This is a genomic window from Pandoraea iniqua (assembly GCF_902459685.1).
Lineage (GTDB): Bacteria > Pseudomonadota > Gammaproteobacteria > Burkholderiales > Burkholderiaceae > Pandoraea > Pandoraea iniqua.
Map to the genome: position 1 here is coordinate 1,043,835 of NZ_CABPSF010000003.1, position 20,717 is coordinate 1,064,551.

Annotated in this window: 23 protein-coding genes; 12 read left to right on the forward strand and 11 right to left on the reverse strand. The window is 64.2% G+C overall.

The features are described from left to right. The first annotated feature begins 35 nt into the window (after nucleotides 1–35). Nucleotides 36–431 carry a BLUF domain-containing protein gene (locus PIN31009_RS15520; RefSeq protein ID WP_174997195.1) on the forward strand — a complete coding sequence of 132 codons (396 nt, stop codon included), beginning with the start codon at nucleotides 36–38 and terminating at the stop codon, nucleotides 429–431. A 157-nt stretch (nucleotides 432–588) separates the two neighbouring features. On the opposite strand, the gene PIN31009_RS15525 is transcribed toward PIN31009_RS15520, so the two are convergent. The 7 genes from PIN31009_RS15525 to PIN31009_RS15555 form a co-directional block, all read right to left on the reverse strand. Continuing rightward, nucleotides 589–1,635, reverse strand: a complete 1,047-nt coding sequence (locus PIN31009_RS15525) for an ABC transporter substrate-binding protein (protein WP_150684486.1) — start codon at nucleotides 1,633–1,635, stop codon at nucleotides 589–591. 112 nt (nucleotides 1,636–1,747) lie between these two features. After that, the gene (locus PIN31009_RS15530) at nucleotides 1,748–2,893 is read right to left on the reverse strand and encodes an NAD(P)/FAD-dependent oxidoreductase (RefSeq protein ID WP_150790817.1); all 1,146 of its coding nucleotides are present in this window, start codon (nucleotides 2,891–2,893) and stop codon (nucleotides 1,748–1,750) included. Further along, a complete protein-coding gene (locus PIN31009_RS15535) occupies nucleotides 2,886–4,361 on the reverse strand; it encodes an FAD/NAD(P)-dependent oxidoreductase (RefSeq protein WP_150790818.1) in 1,476 nt (491 codons plus the stop codon). Before PIN31009_RS15535 ends, PIN31009_RS15530 begins: the two co-directional genes overlap by 8 nt. Further along, complete coding sequence (locus tag PIN31009_RS15540; protein ID WP_150684489.1) at nucleotides 4,358–4,762, reverse strand: (2Fe-2S)-binding protein; 405 nt, start codon at nucleotides 4,760–4,762, stop codon at nucleotides 4,358–4,360. Before PIN31009_RS15540 ends, PIN31009_RS15535 begins: the two co-directional genes overlap by 4 nt. 23 nt (nucleotides 4,763–4,785) lie before the next feature. Continuing rightward, a complete protein-coding gene (locus tag PIN31009_RS15545) occupies nucleotides 4,786–5,580 on the reverse strand; it encodes an ABC transporter permease (RefSeq protein ID WP_058378193.1) in 795 nt (264 codons plus the stop codon). Nucleotides 5,581–5,618: 38 nt separating this feature from the next. After that, nucleotides 5,619–6,524 (reverse strand): ABC transporter permease, encoded by a 906-nt coding sequence (locus PIN31009_RS15550; RefSeq protein ID WP_150790819.1) that lies wholly within the window; start codon nucleotides 6,522–6,524, stop codon nucleotides 5,619–5,621. Continuing rightward, nucleotides 6,517–7,629, reverse strand: coding sequence for an ABC transporter ATP-binding protein (locus tag PIN31009_RS15555; RefSeq protein ID WP_150790820.1), 1,113 nt, complete (start codon nucleotides 7,627–7,629; stop codon nucleotides 6,517–6,519). The genes PIN31009_RS15550 and PIN31009_RS15555 overlap by 8 nt, the downstream gene beginning before the upstream one ends. A gap of 298 nt (nucleotides 7,630–7,927) precedes the next feature. Here PIN31009_RS15555 and PIN31009_RS15560 point away from each other — a divergent pair, with 298 nt between their 5' ends. Then, a complete protein-coding gene (locus PIN31009_RS15560; protein WP_150684491.1) occupies nucleotides 7,928–8,800 on the forward strand; it encodes an IclR family transcriptional regulator in 873 nt (290 codons plus the stop codon). A gap of 159 nt (nucleotides 8,801–8,959) precedes the next feature. Beyond that, a complete protein-coding gene (locus PIN31009_RS15565) occupies nucleotides 8,960–9,436 on the forward strand; it encodes an OsmC family protein (protein WP_150684492.1) in 477 nt (158 codons plus the stop codon). Nucleotides 9,437–9,460: 24 nt separating this feature from the next. Here PIN31009_RS15565 and PIN31009_RS15570 read toward each other — a convergent pair whose 3' ends face one another. The 3 genes from PIN31009_RS15570 to PIN31009_RS15580 all read right to left on the reverse strand — a co-directional run bounded on the left by PIN31009_RS15570 (nucleotide 9,461) and on the right by PIN31009_RS15580 (nucleotide 12,009). Next, a complete protein-coding gene (locus PIN31009_RS15570; RefSeq protein ID WP_150790821.1) occupies nucleotides 9,461–10,108 on the reverse strand; it encodes a glutathione S-transferase family protein in 648 nt (215 codons plus the stop codon). A 110-nt stretch (nucleotides 10,109–10,218) separates the two neighbouring features. Further along, nucleotides 10,219–10,830, reverse strand: a complete 612-nt coding sequence (locus tag PIN31009_RS15575; protein WP_150790822.1) for an alpha/beta fold hydrolase — start codon at nucleotides 10,828–10,830, stop codon at nucleotides 10,219–10,221. A gap of 216 nt (nucleotides 10,831–11,046) precedes the next feature. Continuing rightward, nucleotides 11,047–12,009, reverse strand: coding sequence for a DUF72 domain-containing protein (locus tag PIN31009_RS15580; RefSeq protein ID WP_150790823.1), 963 nt, complete (start codon nucleotides 12,007–12,009; stop codon nucleotides 11,047–11,049). A gap of 386 nt (nucleotides 12,010–12,395) precedes the next feature. On the opposite strand from PIN31009_RS15580, the gene PIN31009_RS15585 reads away from it, so the two are divergent. From PIN31009_RS15585 to PIN31009_RS15605, 5 genes are all read left to right on the forward strand, one after another. Continuing rightward, a complete protein-coding gene (locus tag PIN31009_RS15585; protein WP_150685058.1) occupies nucleotides 12,396–12,962 on the forward strand; it encodes a flavin reductase family protein in 567 nt (188 codons plus the stop codon). Continuing rightward, entirely contained in the window at nucleotides 12,959–14,251 is a 1,293-nt protein-coding gene (locus PIN31009_RS15590) for a GGDEF domain-containing protein (protein WP_217426799.1), read from the forward strand. Before PIN31009_RS15585 ends, PIN31009_RS15590 begins: the two co-directional genes overlap by 4 nt. Nucleotides 14,252–14,354: 103 nt before the next feature. Continuing rightward, nucleotides 14,355–14,936 carry a TMEM175 family protein gene (locus PIN31009_RS15595; protein WP_150790824.1) on the forward strand — a complete coding sequence of 194 codons (582 nt, stop codon included), beginning with the start codon at nucleotides 14,355–14,357 and terminating at the stop codon, nucleotides 14,934–14,936. A gap of 75 nt (nucleotides 14,937–15,011) precedes the next feature. Continuing rightward, a complete protein-coding gene (locus PIN31009_RS15600; RefSeq protein ID WP_058378184.1) occupies nucleotides 15,012–15,230 on the forward strand; it encodes an RNA-binding S4 domain-containing protein in 219 nt (72 codons plus the stop codon). Nucleotides 15,231–15,432: 202 nt separating this feature from the next. Next, complete coding sequence (locus PIN31009_RS15605) at nucleotides 15,433–18,096, forward strand: sensor domain-containing protein (RefSeq protein ID WP_150790825.1); 2,664 nt, start codon at nucleotides 15,433–15,435, stop codon at nucleotides 18,094–18,096. Nucleotides 18,097–18,151: 55 nt separating this feature from the next. Here PIN31009_RS15605 and PIN31009_RS15610 read toward each other — a convergent pair whose 3' ends face one another. Beyond that, entirely contained in the window at nucleotides 18,152–18,385 is a 234-nt protein-coding gene (locus PIN31009_RS15610; RefSeq protein ID WP_150684496.1) for a DUF3717 domain-containing protein, read from the reverse strand. Nucleotides 18,386–18,781: 396 nt separating this feature from the next. Here PIN31009_RS15610 and PIN31009_RS15615 point away from each other — a divergent pair, with 396 nt between their 5' ends. From PIN31009_RS15615 to PIN31009_RS15630, 4 genes are all read left to right on the forward strand, one after another. Next, a complete protein-coding gene (locus PIN31009_RS15615) occupies nucleotides 18,782–19,183 on the forward strand; it encodes a hypothetical protein (protein ID WP_150790826.1) in 402 nt (133 codons plus the stop codon). A 90-nt stretch (nucleotides 19,184–19,273) separates the two neighbouring features. Then, complete coding sequence (locus tag PIN31009_RS15620; RefSeq protein ID WP_150684498.1) at nucleotides 19,274–19,588, forward strand: hypothetical protein; 315 nt, start codon at nucleotides 19,274–19,276, stop codon at nucleotides 19,586–19,588. A gap of 414 nt (nucleotides 19,589–20,002) precedes the next feature. Then, on the forward strand, nucleotides 20,003–20,341 hold the full coding sequence (locus PIN31009_RS15625) for a hypothetical protein (RefSeq protein WP_150684499.1): 339 nt from the start codon (nucleotides 20,003–20,005) through the stop codon (nucleotides 20,339–20,341). Nucleotides 20,342–20,513: 172 nt separating this feature from the next. After that, nucleotides 20,514–20,708: a rubredoxin gene (locus PIN31009_RS15630; RefSeq protein WP_039397716.1), complete on the forward strand. Its 195-nt coding sequence runs from the start codon at nucleotides 20,514–20,516 to the stop codon at nucleotides 20,706–20,708. Nucleotides 20,709–20,717: the final 9 nt, after the last annotated feature.

Below are 20,717 nucleotides of genomic sequence, written 5' to 3' on the forward strand. Positions count from 1 at the left end.
CATCGTATTTCATTGCCGCCTTCCGGACCCCTCCCATGACCGAGTGTTACGCGTACCTGAGCCGTGCCCTGCCCGACCTGGATCCGCTCATGCTCTCGAAGATCATCGTCCATTCACGCGGCTTCAATGCGACCTACGGCATCACGGGCGTACTGCTCTACGACGGCGTCACGTTCTATCAATACATCGAAGGTCCGAGCGAGCCGCTTGCCGACGCACGCCAGCGCATCGAGGCCTCACAGCATCACGACGACATTCAGGTGCTGCTCGACGGCACCCCCCATACGCCCGGCGCTTTCCCGACATGGAGTCTGGGCTATCTGATGCTCGACACCCCGGCGCAGGCCCTGCGTGCCTTCGTCATGCCCGCCGATCATGCCGCTCTGGTGGCCGCGTTTGCCAGTCTCGCCGAAAAATCGGACGCGATGTAATCCTATCCGGCGCAAGCCAATAACAAAACGCCGGGCAGCCCCCCAGAGGTGCCCGGCGTTTGTCGTTACATCAGAGGCGTTTGTCAGCCGCTGGATCAGGCAGCCATATTGTCATGCCGTCCCGATCCGAAGCTGCGCCCGGTCGTAGCGTTTAGTCTTAGCGCTCGATCTGACGGTTCCAGCGCTGGTCCCACTGGGCACGGCGTTGGTTGATCGCATCCCAGTCCACGGTCTTGATGTCTTTGACCAGATCGTCGATCTTGCCCAGACGCTTTTGCATCGATGCCGGCACGGTGGCCTGCGGATTGGTCGGGATGTAAGCCCCCGCCGCTGCGGCCAGCGTTTGACCGCGTGCCGACAGCAGGTACTGGGCAAGCTTCTGCGCCTGCGCATTGTCCGGGCTGTTCTTCACCACGCACAGGTCGACCAGCAACTGCACTGCACCTTCCTTCGGCGCCACGTAAGCCACCGGGATGTTCTTGTCCTGAAGGTCGCTGACGGCCGTCGGCGTGAGCGGGAAGATGGCAGCCTCGCCCGTCTGGATCATTTCCGAGAGCTTGGCCGAATTCGGGATGTACTCGACCACGTTCGGGCCGACGGTCGTCGCCCACTTGGTGAAGCCCGGCTCGACGTTGGTCTCGCTGCCGCCCCAGATACGGTTGAGCGCGAGGAAACCATGCAGACCGAACGTGCTGCTCGAGGCCGACTGGAACACCACCTTGCCCTTGAACTTCGGATCGGCAAAGTCGGTCCACGAGGTCGGTGCCGCCCAGCCCTTTTCCTTGAAGATCTTGGTGTTGTAGCCGATGCCGGTCATGCCCAGTTGCACGCCTGCGCCCATGTCGTCTTTCACGCGTGCGAACGGGTACAGCTCTTTGAGCACGGGCGAGTCGTCGAGCTTCTGGCACACGCCCATGCTGATGGCACGCGCCATCACGCCGTCGTCGAGAAACACGACGTGCATCTGCGGGCTGTTACGGTTGGCGAGCAGCTTGGCCAGCACGTCCGACGACGTACCCGGCACCACCACTACCTTCACGTTGTTGGCCTTCTCGAACTCGGGAAAGACCTGGCTCGTGTAAGCCTTTTCCATCGGGCCGCCGTTCATGCCGATGTAGAGCGTTTTGGTCTGCGACCAGGCTGCGCTGCTCGTGCCCAGTGCCAGCGCCGCAGCGCACATGACGACCTTCTTGGATAGCTTCATCGTGGTTCTCCTTGCGTTTCGAGAGGTAAGGAACGTGTGAGTGACGTTTTTTGACGTTGAGTGATTGCGTAACTTATGAAATAGCGAGTGACTGCGTGATGCTTCAGGCGCCTCAGGCAAGCGCGGCATTCGACGCCACCTGAGTGAAACGGTCAATACCGAAAGCATCGATTGGCGTGACGGTCTCGCCTTGCGTCACGAGATCGGCCAGCACTTCGCCGACGCCTGGTGCCAGCAGGAAGCCGCCGCCCGAGAAGCCGAACGCGTGCAGCAGGCGCGGCGTGGTGCGGCTCGCGCCGATGATCGGATTGTTGTCGGGCGTCTCGCCCTCCACCCCGCTCCATGTACGAATGAGCAACGCGTTGCGCAGGGCGGGCACCAGTGCACAGGCTTCGCGCATTACCGCGCGCGTGGTGTCGGCGGAAGGCTGGGCGTACTCGCCGTTGCCGGTGCCGCGTCCGCCGCCGATCACGCAATTGCCGCGCTCGACCTGACGCGCGTACACACCGCCGCCATACACGCCGAGGTTGTGGCCGATGCATTTCGGCAGCGGCTCGGTGACCCACATGTTTGGATAGATGGGGTGCATCGGCACCCGCTCGCCAAATGTGCCGGCGATGTGATTCGCCCACGCGCCCGACGTGTTGAGTAGCCAGTCGGCGCTCACACGCAACGTGTCCCCCTCGGCCGGTTGCGCCGTCAACTGGAAGCGCACGCCGTCGTGAGCAATGGCGGTAATCGGCGTGCGTTCGCGCACGTCGGCACCGAGTGCGCGTGCTGCGCGCGCGAAGGCGGGCGACACGAGACGCGGGTTGGCATGGCCATCGCTCAGGCAAAGCGAGCCGCCGACCGCGCCCTCCCCCAGCCACGGAAAGCGTTGCCGGAACGCCGCGCCACGAAACACTTCCGTTTCCAGACCGTGCGTGCGAGCCATCGCCGACCACGCATCGAGTGGTTCGAGATCGGCCTCGCGACGGGCCAGCCGAAGGTGACCCGAACGCACGAACTCGCCATCGATACCGACCAGTTCGGGCAAGCGGTCCCACAGACGGCGAGCGCGCATGGCCAGCGGCAATTGTTCTTCCGGGCGGCCCTGACAGCGCACGCCGCCGTAGTTCACACCGCTCGCTTGCGCGCCGCAGTAACGTCGCTCGAACAGCGCCACGCGCAGGCCGCGTTCGGCCAGTGCACGGGCCGCCGAGGCGCCGACGAGGCCACCACCAGCCACCACGACGTCGTAATGCAAGGGCTCACTCATCGCGCGCCTCCTCGGGAATGGCGGCGACGTTTTCGTCAAAAAGCATCGGGGCAATCGGAATCGGTTTGATGGGGGCTTGGGCACGCAGGCGTCCGACCTGCGAGAGCGTTTGACCCGTTGCTTCGGCCAACAGATGGCAGGCCGCTTCGCCGCACATGCGGCCCTGACAACGGCCCATGCCCACGCGGGTCAACGCCTTCAGCCGGTTGATCTCGGTCACGCCGTCGTGGCGCACGCACTCGCGCAGCGTGCGCGCGTCGATCTCTTCGCAGCGGCACACCAGCATGTCGTCGGGCCATTGCGCCGACGGGTCGGCGGGCAACGCAAACGCCTGCTCGATGCCGACGCGAAAACGCCGGATGCTCGCGAGGCGTCGCTCAAGCGTGAGCGCGTCCGGTGCGTCGGGGAGCGACGGTGCAGCGATGCCAAGGTCTTCGAGCATTGCGAGCGCCACACGGCGGCCGGCCATCTCCGCGGCATCGGCACCGGCGATACCCGCGCCATCGCCCGCGAGATACACGCCCGCTTGCGAACTACGGCCTGCCGCATCACGCGCCGGCAGCCAGCACTGATTCAGATCGTCGAAGACAAAGCGGCAGCCCGCGAGGTCGGCCAGTTGCGTCTCGGGACGCAGCCCGAAACCCAGACCGAGTGCGGTGCACCCCAGTGTGTGCTCACGTCCGTCGCGCTGCCAGCGAACCGCGCGCACCCCAGCGGTTCCATCGATACCGTTCAGCGTCACGCCATGTTCGATGCGAACGCCATGTGCGCGCAGCCAGCCGACGTAGTAAAGGCCCTTCGCCAACGTGCCCGGCTGGTTGAGCAGACGCGGCGTCGCTTTCACCTGCGCGGCGAATTCGCTGGTGTCGAGTACGGCAACGACGTTAGCGCCCGCTTTCACGTATTGATACGCCACGAGGTACAGCAACGGCCCGGTGCCCGCAAAGACCACGCGCTCGCCGATGGCGCAGCCTTGGGCTTTGAGCGCCACTTGCGCGCCGCCCAGCGTGTACACGCCCGGCAGCGTCCAGCCGGGGACCGGCAAGACGCGATCGGTTGCGCCGCTGGCGATCAGCAGATGCGTGAACGGCACCGCGATCTCGCGGCCCGCATGCATCGTGTGAAGCCGTTGCCCGTGGCTCGCGCCGTCCACTGCATTCAGCGCGTTCGCTGATGGGTCCGCCGGATCGCACGCCCAGACCAGCGTGTCGGGGCGATAGTCGATTTGCGGCAGCAGTGCCGCCATGGTGGTGTGGACGGCATCCGCTTTCGCCGCCTCGAAACCGTAGAGCGTCCGCTTACTTCGGGCAAAGCCTGCGTCGACCGGTGGCTGACGGTAGATCTGGCCGCCCCAGCGGGCATTTTCATCGAGCACGATCGGGCGAATGCCCGCTGCGACGAGTGTCTGCGCCGCGCGAATGCCTGCCGGGCCGGCGCCGACGATCACCACCTCGGGGCGGGCGCTCATGCCTGACCTCCGGGCGCGGCATTGCCGGCATCACCGGCATTCGTCACGATCCGCATGCCCGGACGCACAAGCGTCGAGCACGCGCGCAGACGCGTCAGCGGTTGTTGCACAGCGTGACCACGCGCGGTATCGGTCACGCCGGCAGCTTCCGCTGAATCGGACTCGCAACGCACCCAGCAGTCCTGACAGGCACCGATCAGGCAGAAGCCTGCACGCGGCGCACCGCTGAATTCGCTGATGCGCACGTGGCGTTGATGCATGAGGATGGCCGTGAGCACCGTGTCGCCGGTGAGGGCTTGCACGGGGGCGCCATCGAGATAAAACGTGACTGGCGCGCGCGAGGTCTCGGCCAGACGCGCCAGTTGCGGGGAATGTTGCAGATCTTGCATGAGGCGGGACATGAGAAGTCTCTGTGAGCGCTCGCTCAGTGCTGACCGATCAGAATGCGGTTCAGGCCGTAGACGCGGTCGAGCAACAACATCGCGCCCAGCGTGATGACGATCACCAGTGCCGACACCGACGCCATCATCGGGTCGATCGATTCGGTCGCGTACATGTACATGCGCACGGGCAGCGTGATGGTCTGCGGCGACGTGATGAACACCGACATCGTCAGTTCATCGAAGCTGTTGATGAACGCGAGCAGCCAGCCGCCCGTGATACCCGGCAGGATCATCGGCATGGTGACGCGGCGAAACGTCGTCCACGACCCGGCGCCCAGCGACGCGGCCGCATGTTCCACGCTGCGATCGAGCCCGCTGATCGATGCGAGCACGAGCCGCATGATGAACGGCGTGATCACGATCATGTGGGCAAACGTCAACGCGGCGAACGACCCTGTCACACCGAGCATCGCGAAAAAGCGCAGCAGGGCGATGCCGAGCACCAGTCCGGGAATGACCAGCGGCGAGAGCAGCAGACCGTTGAGGAAATTGCGCCCCGGAAACCGTGCCCGGCCGATAGCCAGCGCCGCCGGCAGCGAGATCAGCAGCGACAGCGTGGCCGACAGGAACGCGAGCTTCAGGCTCGTGAAGAACGAGGCAATGAAATCCGGATAGTCGAGAATCGCGCGGAACCAGCGCAGCGAGAAGCCGTGCGTGGGCAGCGAGAGCGTTTCTTCCGGCGTGAAGGCAACCAGCGTCACGATGATCAGCGGCGCGAGCACGAAGAGAATGACGAGCGTGTGGAACGCGAGCGCCAGAGGACTGTTTTTACGCATGGTGGTGGCAGTAGAGTTCGGTTCTGCGGGCGCCGCGCTCAACCCATGCTGCGCGCGTAACGGCGCTCGAGCACGCGGTAGTAGGTCAGCATCACGATCAGGTTTGCCACGAGCAGCAGCACGGCGATGGTGGCGCCCAGCGGCCAGTTGAGCGAACTGAGAAACTGGTCGTACACGGCCGTTGCCGCCACTTTCAGGCGTCGTCCACCCAACAGGCTCGGAATCGCAAACGCGCTGGCCGACAAGCCGAACACTATCAGGCTGCCCGACAGAATGCCCGGCACCAGTTGCGGCAGCACGATGCGGCGCAGCGTCGTGGCGGGCGAGGCCATCAGCGACAGCGCCGCGTTCTCCGTTTGCGGATCGAGGCGTTGCAGCGACGTCCATACCGGAATCACCATGAACGGCAGCATCACGTGCACCAGCGCCACGACGATGGCGAAGTTCGTGTACTCCATCTTGTACGGGCCCATGCCGACGAACGCGAACGCCTGATTGATCAGGCCGCCCGAGCTGAGCAGCATGCTCCAGCCGAATGCGCGCACCACGATCGAGACCAGCAGCGGCGAGAGAATCACCAGCAGGAAGATCGAGCGCCACGGGTCGCCCATGCGCGAAAGCACATAGGCTTCGAACGTGCCCACGACGGCACAGACCGCCGTGACCGTCAGCGAGATGCCGAACGTGCGCAGAAAGATCGTGTGGAAGTACGAGTCGAACAGGACTTCGGCGTAGTTATCGAACTGGAACGCCGCAATCGGGCCGCTGGCCGGATCGAACTGATAGAACGTGAGCGCAAGCGTCATCAACAACGGAATGAGCACCAAGGCCGTGAACAACAGCATGGCCGGGGCACTCATCACCCACATCGGCAGATAGGCATGCCACGGCGCGCGCGCCTTGGGTGCCGGTGCCGCCCGCGTCACTTGCAGTGTCTCAGCCATGAGCCCGGTCTCCCGCTGCCGGTGCGATGAAGCGCACCGCTTCCGCATGCCAGTCGAGGCCGACCGATGCACCTTCCGTCAGCGGCTCGCCGCCTTCGTTCTGACAACACACCAGCACTTCGCCCAGCGCGCTGTCGACGCGGTACAGCCACTGGCTGCCAAGGAAGAAACGGCTCGTCACCGTCGCCGAGACGCGGCCCGCATTTGGGGCGCACAGGCGCACTTTTTCCGGACGCAGGCACAACGTAATGGCGTCGCCCACGGCGACACTGCGCTCACGTGGCGAGAGGTCGGCGAGCGGTGCGCGCTGCATGATCTTGCCAGTGAGTTCGCCGTCGAGTTCCACATGCAAATGGTCACCGTCGCGTGCCGACACACGGCCCGCCAGCATATTGGCCTTGCCGATGAACTGCGAGACGAACTGGTTTTCCGGGCGCTCGTAGGCGCGGTACGGCGTGTCGACCTGCGTGATGCGGCCCGCTTCCATCACGACCACACGGTCGCTGATCGAGAGCGCTTCCGACTGATCGTGCGTGACCATGATCGTGGTCGTGCCGATCTTGCGCTGGATCGAGCGGAGTTCGAACTGCATGTCCTCGCGCAGCTTGGCGTCGAGGTTCGACATCGGCTCGTCGAGCAGCAGCACCGGCGGTGCAATGACCACGGCGCGGGCAATCGCCACGCGCTGACGCTGGCCGCCCGACAACTCGCGCGGAAAACGATGACCCAGCGCGTCGAGGCGCACGAGGGCGAGCGCTTCGCGAATCCGATCCTGACGTTCGGTCTTGTCGATGCCGCGCATCTCCAGACCGAAGCCGACGTTGTCCGCCACCGTCATGTGCGGGAACAGCGCGTAGCTCTGGAACACGATGCCCAGACCGCGCTTGTTGGGGCGCATGTTCGTGATGTCGCGTCCGTCGAGCGTAATGCGCCCGGTCGTGGCTTCCACAAAGCCCGCGATCATCTGGAGCGTGGTCGTCTTGCCACAGCCCGAGGGGCCGAGCAGCGAGACGAACTCACCCTTCTCCACCGAGAGATTGACGTTCGAGACGGCATTCAATTCGCCGAACGTTTTGGAGACATCCGTCAGAGTCAGAAAAGACATGGTCACTACCTTCGGGCGCGTAAGCACCGCAGTTGATGCAATTGCATCGAACAGTAGCGAGCCAAATTCCTTGCTGCAAGATAACGATTCCATGAAACGAGATAAATTTTATGATTATTTCGTTTGACGGAATATATCGACGAATACGCCGGGCATTCGTTTCGCGTCAGCGACTCGGGATAATCCCTAAGTTATGATGATTATTCACTGTTTTCACGGTCTCCGGCCCATCTCGCCTGTTTTCAAGCCGCAGTCGATTGCGATAGTATTTCGTTTGACGGAATAATTCGAGACCCTAATGCGCACTTCCGATTCACCCCGCGAGGCCAATGCGCCCGCAGCGCCCGACGCCGCTGGCGCGGGGATTCTGCAACGCACCTTCGCCGTCATCCGCGCACTCGGCGTTGCCAAGCCCGAAGGCGAGCGCGTCACGCATATCGCCAAGGCGGTCGGGCTCAGTCAGGCCACCGTCCACCGCATCTTGCATGCCTTGATTGCCGAGCAAGTCGTCGAGCAGGACGAGACCTCCAAGCTGTACCGGCTGAGTGTCGACTTCTTTGCCATGGCGGCGCAGGCCGGCAACCCGAGCGGCATGCGCACGCTCTGCCGCCCGTCGCTGCTGCGCCTGTGTGCCAGCCTTGGCGACACCATCTTTCTGCTGGTGCGCAGCAGCTTCGACGCGGTGTGTCTCGACATGTGCGAGGGCCCGTTCCCGATCCGGTCGTTCACCGGCGACATTGGCGGACGGGTGGCGCTGGGCGTCGGTCAGGGCAGTCTCGCGATCCTCGCCTTCCTGCCGGAAGCCGAGCGTGAAGAGATCATTCGGTTCAACGTGCCGCGCCTGCGGGGCTACGGCGTGCTTGACGAAGTGTATCTGCGCACCGAGATCGAGCGCGTGCGGCAACTGGGCTATGCGGGCAGCAATAGTGGCGTGCTCGAAGGCATGGCCGGTGTGGCCGTGCCGATCTTCGACCGCACCGGACATGCCGTGGCCGCGTTGAGTATCGGCACACTGGCGGCGCGTCTCTCACAAGACCGTTTGCCGATGGTGGTGGAACTGCTGCGGCGTCAGGCCGAACTGATCGGCCCGCAGACCAATCCGTTCGACGTCGCTATGCGCCGCCCCATGCATGGCCTCACCCGTGCGTTGACGACAGAGCCGATTGCCTGAGCGGCATGGTGTGATGCGGCGGGAGAAGCACAAGAATTTGATAGCCGAAAATGGCTAGCGGTGATCGCGCGCGCCTGCAAGAATGGCGCGTTGCACGTCGCCCCTCCCATTTTGGGCTCGCGACCTTCCGACTTCTTGACCTTCGCAAAGAGACACGTCATGGCATCAGGAGAACACCAGTACCGGGTTCGCATCGAGTGGATCGGTAATCAGGGCACCGGCACCTCGGGGTATCGCGAGTACGGTCGCAATCATGTGATCGAGGCCGACGGCAAGCCCGAGATTCCGGGCTCTGCCGATCCGGCCTTCCGGGGCGACGCCACGCGCTGGAACCCCGAAGAATTGCTGGTGGCCTCCGCGAGCGCCTGCCACAAACTCTGGTACTTGCACCTGTGTTCCGACGCGGGTATCCGTGTCGAGCAATATCGTGACGATGCCCTCGGCACGATGATCGATACGCCGCAAGAGGGTCGCTTCACGCGCATCCTGCTGCGCCCGCACGTGACCTTACGCGCGGGCAGCGATGCCAAGCTTGCGGCCGAGTTGCACCACGAAGCCCACGCCAAGTGCTACGTCGCCAATTCCGTCAATTTCCCCATCGATTGCGAGCCGCACATCGACGTGCTGCCCGACTGACGAAAGCTCACGCAGCGAGTGGCGTCACGCGCCACTCGCCGCAAGACTCTTGGCCAGTTCGGCGTCCTGCGCATGTCCGCGCTTGACCGAATCACGCGCGCGAAAGTGTTCCACGTACGCTGCGATGGCGGGCGTGGCCGGCACCATCTTGAACTGCGTGAGAAAGTGCAACGCGTTGCCCCACAGCGCATCGGCGGCGGTGAACGACTCGCCCAGCCACCAAGGGCCCGGGTTCTGTGTCAGGTGCCGCTCGATCGTCCACATCACTTCGTCGTAATCGCCATAGGGCGAGCGAGAGTGCTCCATTACCGGACGCGCCAGCGCCTTGTCGGTCACCGCAGGTTCGACACACGAACCGTAGAACACCATCCAACGCAGGTACGCGCCACGGCGGGGGTCTCCCGGCGGCGGCGACAGACCTTTTTCCGGATACAACTCCGCGACGTACATGTACACCGCCGCCTGTTCCGTGACCACGGCATCGCCGTGGCGAATGGCCGGCACCTTGCCCATCGGGTTGATATCGAGAAAATCGGCGCTGCGCTGTTCGCCGGTGGCGAAGCGCAGCAGATGCAGGTCGTAATCTGCCTGCAATTCGTCGAGCAGCACCAGCACGCCGGTCGAGCGCGTGTTGGGTGCGTGAAAAAACGTGATTCGCCGGTCGGTCGTCATGTTCGTCTGCCTCCAGAGGTGAACACAGGTGCGGCTATCAAAACATGTTACTGCGTCAAAAACCGTCAGCACGACAATCGCGCCCTCCCCTTCGACACGACCGGCCCGAATCAGACCCGTGCGAGATGTGCGTCGACGAGTGGCACCACTTCAGCCGCATGGGCATTGGCGAGATCGTGCGCGCCGCCGTCCACCACGTGAAGGCGCGCGTTTGGCAGCAGCGTGTGCAAACGCTCACCGACGGCAACCGGGCTGAGGGGATCGGCGTTGCCCCAGAGGAGCAGCGTGGGTTGTGTGATTCGCGAGATATCGGGCGAGAGATCGGCGTGGTAGGTCAGAAACCAATCGGGCAATGTGGGGTTCGCGTCGGCAAATCCGTCGCGCCAGTCCTTGGCGCCGAGGTCGTGCATGTCGACGCCGCCTGAGGTCACCGACAGCACGAGGTGCGTGACCATTTCCGGACGTGCGAGGGCGGCACGAATGGCGAGTATGCCGCCCATCGACTGGGCGATGATGGCCGTGGGTTGGTCGAGATGCGCGATGACAGTTTGGGTCAACGCATCGATGTCGTTCACGGCGGGGTCGGCCGGGGTGGCGCCGAAGCCGGGATAGCCGAGGAGGACACGGGTTGCCGGATGCGGGAGTTGATCGGCCACGGGATGCCAGAAGGCGGTGTTGCCCGAGGCACCGGGCAGAAAGAGCAATTGCGAAGGCGTTGGCACGCGCGAATCTCCGAGGGGGTAGAGAGAGAAACGAAGCACAGGTAAGTCCCGAAGAAACCGATGGTTTCGCGAGAAGTACTGGGGAGGAAGAGAGGATAGACCGAAGCCCCTTTCCGAGGCGAGTTGAACTTGTCTGAGCAGCGGAAAGGGGCTTCGGTCTGTCCTGGAGGAGGGAGAATGAAGCGGGGGGGTACGGCGGGAGAAAATCAGAAGCGCTCAGAAAAGCAAAGCCGCGTCATCCGGCGGGAGTTGCGTCGCATCGGTGGTTGGCAGGATGGCACTATCGCCAAGCAGATTCATGAGCGCAAGCGCGTTACGTTGCCCCTGATCTTCGTAGTTGTTATTGAACACCACATACACGCGGGCGACTTCCTTGGCGATGATGCGAATCGGGTCGATGAGCGCGGCGAGTTCTGCTTCGCGATAGTCGTAATTGAAGCGATCGGAGGCGGCCGTGCTGTCGCGCACGTTCCAAGTTTCGTGATTGCGTCCGTGCAGTCGCAGGACGGCGGCGCGTGACGAGGTGGTTGCCCAAACCGTCGGAATGCTGTTCGTGAAGCCTTGCGGTTCGTCGACGACGGTGTTGACCCAGCCCAGTTCGCGCAGCCATGCGAGCGTGGCGTCGCGATGGGCGTCGTCGAACCAGTGGTGGTGTCGAAACTCCGCAGCCACGCCGTAGCCTGCCATGCGCCCGGCACACATTTCGATGTGCGCGCGACTCGCTTTGTCGCCGGTGAGCCAAGGGGGAAACTGGAAGTGAACCAACCCGAGTTTGCCCGCCAGTGCGAGCGGTGCCAGCGCTTCGAGATAGCGCCGCCAGATCTCCTCTTGCACAGACGCGGGCACGTCCTTGTAATAGACATTCGCACGCGGACCCGCTGGCAGTTCTGCCTGCAAATCCTTGGGGAAGGCGACGCGTGGCGTCTGGTGCCCCGTGAGCAGGCGGAATGCCTTGATGTTGAAAACGAACGGCGGCGGCGTGCGTTCCGCCCAGAGTTGCGCATTGGATCCCGACGGCATCGCGTAATAGCTGCTGTCGACTTCGACCATCGGAAAGCGGCTCGCGTAATAGCGCAGACGCGCTTCGGCCGACGCATGTCCCGGTGGATAAAACCGCTTGCAGGCGATGAGCGACTTATCCGTCCACGATGCCGTGCCCACGTATACGTTGCCGCTCATACGCCCTCCTTCCCTTTCGGGAATTTTGGAAACTCGCCTCACGCCTCACGCCTCACCATCGCAATGCCGCAATGCTGCAATGACGCAATGCCGACCGGGTGTCGCGTTTTGCATCGGTGCAGCGGGCGCTATCGCCCCGTCTCGTGGGGACCGGACTGGGACGATGCCATTGCATACTAGCTTCACATCTGATCCGGCACGAGCTCCCCGCATCGTGCCGTTTGCCGGCCCGCAGCTCACCCTGCGGGCCGTTTTTTCAGATTGCTGGGCATGGCGCCGTCTGACACCCGCTATACCCGCTATTGCATGCGTCGTCGCCGCGCGAGCCGCGCTATCATGACCCGCTCTACCGAAGCCAAGCTTGTCGAGTGCCCGCCATGACCGAAATGACCGAACGCCTGCCCGTCGAATTGCCTAAAGCCTACCGGCTGCTCAACCACGGCCCGACCGTGCTCGTCGGCAGTGCCCATGCGGGGCGTCGCAACGTCATGGCGGCGGCGTGGAACATGCCGCTCGACTTCTCGCCGCCCAAAGTCGCCGTCGTCATCGATCGCAATACCCTGACCCGCGAACTGGTCGAAGCCTCGGGCGAGTTTTCGTTAAACGTGCCGGCGCGCATCATCGCCCGCGAGACCCTCGCCGTCGGCAGCGCCTCCGGGCGCGACACCGATAAATTCGCCGATGGCACCGGCGTTCACGCGTTTGAAGGCAGTCACATTCAGGCACCGCTCATTGGCGGCTGCGTCGCCTGGCTCGAGTGCCGCGTCATCCCCGAGCCGCACAATCAGGATCGCTACGATCTGTTTCTCGGCGAGGTCGTTGCGGCCTGGGCCGATCCGCGCGCGTTTCGCGATGGGCACTGGCAGTTTGCGCCCGGCGCGTCGCGCAGTATTCACTATATCGCCGGCGGCAACTTCTTCGAGACCGGTGAAGCCTTCGAAGTCAAATCATGACCCACAGCGCTCCGACACCGGTGCACGGCGATAACACACGTGCCGCCCATGAACTCTGGCACGGCGAGTTGCTGTCGCCCGCCAATTTGCCAAGCGACGACATGCGCGGCAGAATGGGCGCCACACCCTTCGCGCAGTCGCCGTCGTCAATGCTGCCCGTGACGGAGCTGCTGTCATCCACTCGCTACGCAATGCCTGCCCGTCGCGACATGACTACACCCGGAGCGCATTCACCGCAGCCGCAACCGCTAACGCAAGATTCTCTGCATAGCCTGCTGCCCACGTCATACGCCGCCAACCGCGGCGCGACCGTCGACGAGGCGGCACGTCTGGCCGCCCTGCGCCGCTACGACATTCTCGATTCTTCGCCGGAACCCGCGTTCGATCGCATCGTGCGAATCGCCTCGTACGTGCTCGGCACGCCGATCTCGCTCGTGTCGCTCATCGACGAGACGCGCCAGTGGTTCAAGGCCAAACAAGGCATCGACGCCACCCAGACGCCCCGCTCCATGGCGTTCTGCGCGCACGCCATCCTGAGCGACGACGTGCTCGTGGTGCCCGATGCCCACGCCGACCGGCGCTTCGCCGATAACCCGCTCGTCACCGGCGACCCGCACATTCGCTTCTACGCCGGCGCGCCGTTGCGCACGCCCGAAGGACACCGGCTCGGCACCCTCTGCGTGATCGATCGCCGCCCGCGCACACTCGACGCCGAAATGCGCGGCCTGCTCGCTGATCTGTCGGCGCTCGTGGTCGACGAACTCGAACTGCGCCGCGTCAATCAAGTACTCGGCGACATGGCCATGCGCGACGGCCTGACCGGTGCGCTCAACCGGCGCGCCTTTCTCATGCAGGCCGAACAAGCGTTTGCCAACGCCCGCGCCCAGCGCCGCCGGCTCGCCGTGCTGATGATCGACATCGATCACTTCAAGGCCATCAACGACACTTGGGGACACGCCATCGGCGACCGCGTCATCGTCGAGCTGACGCTGGTGGCGCGCGCCACCCTGCGCAAAGGCACCGTCATGGGACGGCTCGGCGGGGAAGAATTTGCCGTGCTGCTGCCCGAAGCCGACGCGCATCGCGCCATGCAGGCCGCCGACCGGTTACTCTCCGCCATCAGCAACACCAGCGTGCCGGGCGCGACCGGGCCCGTGCGCTTTACCGCGAGTATCGGGGTGGGGAGTCTTAGCCCCGACGACGCCGATTTTGGCGCGGTGCTGCAACGGGCCGACCGCGCGATGTACGCCGCCAAACAGGCCGGCCGCAATCGCGTCGCCATCGTCTGATGCCGGCGGCGCGTGGCGAGCCGCCGCGCCAGCCGCGTCGGCCGCGCCGCCGCAAATTATTGCTTCCTACCTTCCCAATTTCGCTGGAATACGAACCGACACCATGGGCAAAAGCCGACTGGAAGCCTTCAGCGATGGCGTGATCGCCATCATCATCACGATCATGGTGCTCGAGATGAAAGCGCCGCACGGCACCGATCTCGACGAGTTGCTGCCCGTCCTGCCGACTTTTCTGACGTACATCATGAGTTATATCTACGTCGGCATTTACTGGAACAACCACCATCACCTGTTTCATGTGGTGCAGCGCGTCTCCGGCGGCGTGCTGTGGGCCAACCTGCATTTGCTGTTCTGGCTGTCGCTGATTCCGTTCGTCACCCACTGGCTGGGCGAGAACCACCTTACCGCGTGGCCGACGGCGCTCTACGGCGCGGTGCTCTTCATGGCCGCCGTGGCTTATTACATTCTCACGCGCGCCCTGCTGGCCGTGCACGGGGAAGGCGCCAACCTCAAGCTGGCCGCCGCCATTGGCCGGGACGCCAAGGGCAAGCTCTCCGTGCTCGGCTATGCGCTGGCCATCGGCCTCGCGTTCGTGGTACCGGCCGTCTCGCTCGGCCTGTACGCGCTGGTCGCCATCGTCTGGCTCATTCCGGACCGCCGCATCGAGCATGTGATCGAGAGCTGACAAGCTGACTAGCGGACGACCCGAAACTTCCGACAGTCGACGCGCATCGGGTTTTTACGTAGTATCCGGTCCATCATGCAAAACGTTACTTTTGAACTCACTGGCGAATTCATCGCCCTGAACGACCTGCTCAAAGTCGCCGGCGTGGCCGACTCCGGAGGCGCCGGCAAGGCGCTCGTCGCGAGTGGCCTCGTGCGCGTCGATGGCAAGCCCGAATCCCGCAAGACGTGCAAAATCCGCGCCGGGCAGATCGTTTCGCTCGACGGCGTCCGGATCAAGGTGGTCGGCGCCTGAACGGTTGCCGCCTGCCCCCTGAGCCCACGTCCAGCCCAAGCCGCCTCGCACCCAGCCCCCAGCGCGCACGCAAACCGTGCGCTCTCCCGGTTTCTCCCATGTCGGCCTGCCCGCGCAGGTCGCTATACTTGAAAGCGTTTTTGGTGTGCCAGCCCCTGTAACACCCGACAATGTCCGCAGGTCGTCTGAGGAGGCCCTTGCGATGGCCGTGCCCGGTTCACCGTCGTCCACCGCCGGCGCAACACCGACGCCCGGGCGCGATGCGCTGCTCGCAGCGCTCGACCGCTCGCTCGGCATGCTCACCCTCACCCCCGAGGGCAAGATCGTCGACGTCAACGACAAGTTGCTCGGCGTGGTCGGCTACACCCGCGACGAACTGATCGGCCAGCCGCACGCCACGCTGTGCGATGCGGGCGACCCCACCTGCGGCGCCGCGCTGGAGCGTGTGGTCAGCACCGGCCGGGCCCACACCGATCAAGTGCGCCGCCGCCGTCGCGATGGCGGCACCGTCTGGTTCGAAGCCACCTACAACCCCGTGTTCGATCGGGACGGCAAACTCGCCTTCGTGATCAAGCTCGCCGCCGACGTGACCGATCGCGTCGAACGCGAAGCCCAAGACAACGCCCGCCTCCACCTGCTCTCGCTTGGCGTGGACGAGACCGATAACGCCGTACTCATCACCGATGCGCAAGGCGTGGTCTGCTATGTGAATGCGGGCTTCACCCGCATGCTCGGCTACCGTGCCGACGAGGTGGTCGGCAAATCGGGGCATAGCCCGTTCGGCGACGCCCCGGTGGACGAATTCGCCAGCGGTGCGGCCGCCGTCGACGTGCAGCAGGCCCTGACGGGCTGCCTCGTATCGGCCCGCGACGGGCGTAGTTGCCATTGCGAAGTGCTCGTGCGCACGGCGCAAGGCCAGCCGCTCTGGGCGTCGATCGTCACCAACCCGATTCTCGACGCGAACGGCAAGCTCGTGAACGCCGTGGCGCTGTTCACGGACATCACCCAGTCGAAGATTCAGGAAGTGTTGCAGCACAAGGCGCTGGCCGCGATGGTGCGTGACGCGCCACTCGCAGAAGTGCTCATGCTGATTTGCCGCGAGCTGGAGCAGATTGCGCCGGAAGTCATGGCCTCGGTCGTGCGCGTGGACGCCGAAGGCCGGTTGCGGCCGCAAGCTGGCCCGAGCCTGCCCGCGCAGTATCACCAGTTCATCGACGGCATTGCCATCGGCCCGAATGTGGGCACTTGCGGCACGGCCGCCTTTCAGGCGCGGCGCGTCATCGTGACCGACATCGCCCACGACCCGCGCTGGGCCGATTTCCGCGACATGGCGGCGACCTACGGGCTGGCCGCCTCATGGGCCATGCCGATCATCGCCAACGACGGCCGGGTGCTCGGCGTGCTCGCGTTCTATTACCGTACGCCGCGCGGCCCCGATGCCTTGCACGAGCGGCTGGTCGACGTGTGCGTGCATCTGTGCAAACTGGCGTTCGAGCGCGACGAATCGCGCACACGCATTCGTCAGTTGGCGTTCTCCGACAGCCTCACCGGCCTGCCGAATCGCAGCATGCTCGGCGTGCTGGCCGCGCAGGCCATCGCCAGCGCGCACGAGCTGAACACGCGCATGGCGGTGATTTTCCTCGATCTGGATCGCTTCAAGCAGGTCAACGATTCGCTCGGCCATCAGGCCGGCGACGTGCTGCTGCGCACGATTGCGCAGCGCCTGCGCCGGTCGCTGCGCGGTGCGGACATCGTCGCCCGCCTCTCGGGTGACGAGTTCGTGGCCGTGCTCACCGAGTGCGACCCCGAACGGCTCGACGCCGCCATCGAACGCATGCGCAACGCGCTCACCGCGCCCTGTCAGGTCGATGGCGTGACGCTCACCCCGTCGGGCAGCTTCGGTATCAGCCTGTATCCGAATCACGGGCAGGAGTTCGACATCCTGCTCCAGCGCGCGGATATGGCGATGTATCAGGCGAAGATGGCGAGCCCGGGCAGCGTGCGGTTCTATCACGAGGACATGAACATCCATGCGCAGGAGCGCCTTGAGCTGGAAACGGCGATGCGCGATGCGCTGCGGCGCGACACCCTGCGGCTGCATTACCAGCCACAGATCAATCTGCTCGACGAGTCGGTATGCGGCGTGGAAGCGCTCACCCGGTGGGTGCATCCGCAGTACGGCGACGTCTCGCCGACGCGCTTTATCGCGCTGGCCGAGGAATGCGGATTGATTGGCGAGCTGGGCGCGTGGACGCTACGCGAGTCGTGCCGGCAACTGGCGGACTGGCGCCGGCGCGGGGTGGCGATCGGCAACATGTCGGTCAACCTGTCGCCGACCAACTTCCACGATCACGACCTGCCGCGCATGATCGCCGATACGCTCGCCGCCAATGGCCTGCCGCCGACGTGTCTGGCCATCGAAATCACCGAGAACGTGCTGATGGATCACAATCCGAGCACGCGCCGCATCATCGAAGAGGTGCACGCCATGGGCGTGCGGCTGTCGATGGACGATTTCGGCACCGGCTATTCGAGTCTCGGCTATCTGCGCCGCCTGCCGGTCTCGGAACTCAAGCTCGACCGCAGCTTCGTGCACGACGTGACGCGCGACGAAACGGTGCGGGCGCTCACCAATGCCATCATCAGCATCGGCCGTAGTCTGCATCTGACGGTTGTCGCGGAGGGCGTTGAAGACGAAGCCCAGCGCGATCTGCTGATCGCACAGGGCTATCGGGTAGCGCAGGGTTTCTTGTTCTCCCCCGCACTCAGCGCGGAGGACCTCGAGCAGTGGCTGGAACGCTGGGATGCCCGGCGTCGCTCGACCACGGTCACCTCAACCACCGTGACGACCATCGTGCGGCCCTGAGGGCGTTGCGGCAGGCAATCGAAATCAGGGGCTGAAGGCTGCCGGCTTGGGTGAATCAGGGAGCGAGCCCCAATTCCATCTGATGCAGGGCGGTCTCGATTGCCTGACTCTGACGCTCGTTGAGCGAATCGGCCGCAATGCTGGTGTCGTGGCGGTAAATCATCTCTCCGTAGATATCGGCCAGCACACGCGCCGACGGACACAGCGCCCAATGGCTGTCGGCCGCCTGACGGCGGGTCCAGTAGTTGATCGCCTGCTCGATTTCGGCGATGGAATAGTTGGATTTCATCGGAGTTTCGGTCTCGCCGTTGAATGGAATACTGTGATTATATACAGTAATCGCAAGATCAGAGAATCGCCTGAATCGCCTTTTGCAGAGTCCGATTCTCAGGCCCACGTTTCGGAACTGCAACACTTGATGTGCGTTCCGGCGCCGGCGCCTTCTGCCCGGCACTAAAAACTCTATAAAAATCATTGGACTACCACTTCCGGCACGATATTGGCTTATGCCAGACGTGAAGTGCCGGTATTGCATCGTCCGGCACCGCCGATGTTCGTCGATCCAACGCTCGTCCCGACGGAGCCCGCCATGCCGCCGAGCCCTGCCAGACCCCGCCAGACCCGCGCAAGCTGCGGCGCGGTGAATGCTTTTGGGGTCCTTTGCACCCTATGCGCCCTGTGCGTCTTGACTGCCCTGAATGCGCCGCGCGCCCATGCGCAGAGCATCCCGCCGGTCACTGGCGCGCCGGCCGACCCGTTTCACCAACCCTGCGTCGAGATACGCGTGACGCCCAACGGCGGCGGCGCGGCATTGCCGTCAGGTCCGCCACGGGGGCAACGCAAGGCGATCGATCCGTTCAAGCCACGCCAGTCCTTCCAGCCATTCAAGCGCTACGTCGATCTCGATGACCGCTGCGCTAACCTGCCAGAGTTCGCGCCAACACGCGATACCGACACGACCGGCGTTTGGTACGTCAGCATGCCGGTCCACGCGGTCCACGAGGTGCATAAAGCGCACGAACCTCACACCGCGCGTGTTACGGCCACGGCGTCACCCGGCGCTGCCTTGCACACTGTCGTCTCCTGAGCGTCGACCGCCGACGTTTGCTATGCTGCGGCTTTCGCGCGCGAGGCTGATCCGACGCCCGCGCGAGTCCCCGCATTCTCCGGAGCCTCGATGCCCAACGAAACGCCAGATACGCCCCGTCAGACGCAACGCGCACCTGCGGCCACCACTGCGGCCGTCAAGCCGCCGCCGCCCGGCGCCACGCCGCTGGCTTGGATCGGCCTGCTGGCCGCCGCCGCATGGGTGCTGAAGAACCCCAACCCGACGTGGGGCGTCGGCGTGCTGTGCCTGTGCGCGGGCCTGATCTCGTCATTCGGCGCACGCCGCAAGGGCCGCGCCCCATGGCCGGCGTTCTTCACCGGTCTCCTGCCCGTCGGCGTGGCGCTGTTTTTCGCGCTGCTCATGCTGCGTCCGCTCTTCCGTTGATCGACCGACCCCGGGTAAACATGTCGTCGCGAGCCGGCGAATATCGAAAAGTTACCCACAGCTTCTGTGGATAACCCACTGGATAACCCGGCACCACCCACTGAAAAGGCCCGCCGTTCCACGCTGTCAAGAGGATTGCCCGTTTCGGCGTCAGCCTTGAGCAAATTTTTTGCGCTTGACGATTTGCCCCGCATCTGGGCGTCGCTGTCATGGCTTTGACATGCGCTAAACGTGTGTCATACAGGCGTTAGTCTGCCGCGAAAAACCTCGCACCCGCCCCTGTTTTACCCATCATGGGAGGGTTCGCAGCGCCCGCGAATCGGCCTATGATGGAGACAAGCCGCCGCACTTCGCGCTACCTTTGCGGCACGATGGCGGCATGGCTCTTCAGTGACTTCCGGGAGAACGTCTGGTATGACCCAATCCGACAAGCCGTCTGCTGCACCGTCGTCCGCTGCACCATCGTCCCCCTCCCCGGCTACGGCCAATACCGACACGATCAGCGAGGCCGAACGCGTCCATCTGGACGAATTGCTCGCGCACCACTCGGTGACCGAAACGGTCGACCGTGCCTCCGTCATCGATCTCATCAAGGAATTGCGTTCGCCCGACGTGAAAACGCCCGAAGACCGGCAACGGATCGTCGAGCGAAGCCGGTTGTGGCGGGAAGTGTCGAATCGGGACACCGCCATGTCGCTGCTGAATTCGTTGGCGCAAATGGCCCCGATTCTGCTCAATTCGATCCACTGGTAAATTCCAACCGGACCGGCAACGCTACCGACAACGCCCGCCGCATCCCTGCGCGCGGGCGTTTTTGCATTTGATCTGGATTAACTTTCCCACCGGCTGACTTAGGGTGGACAGGAATTCGGCGGGCGCCTGTTTTACAATGCGGGTCGCGTCAGTTCCCTGTTACCTAAACGTCATGACCACCACGCTGGATACCCCGACCGAATTCAAGAGCTGGATCTGCCTGATCTGCGGCTGGATTTACAACGAAGCCGAGGGCGCGCCCGACGACGGCCTCGCCCCCGGCACGCGCTGGGCCGACGTGCCCGCCGACTGGCGCTGCCCGGAGTGCGACGTCTCGAAGGAAGACTTCGCCCTCTCGGAGTTCTGAGCGCTCAGC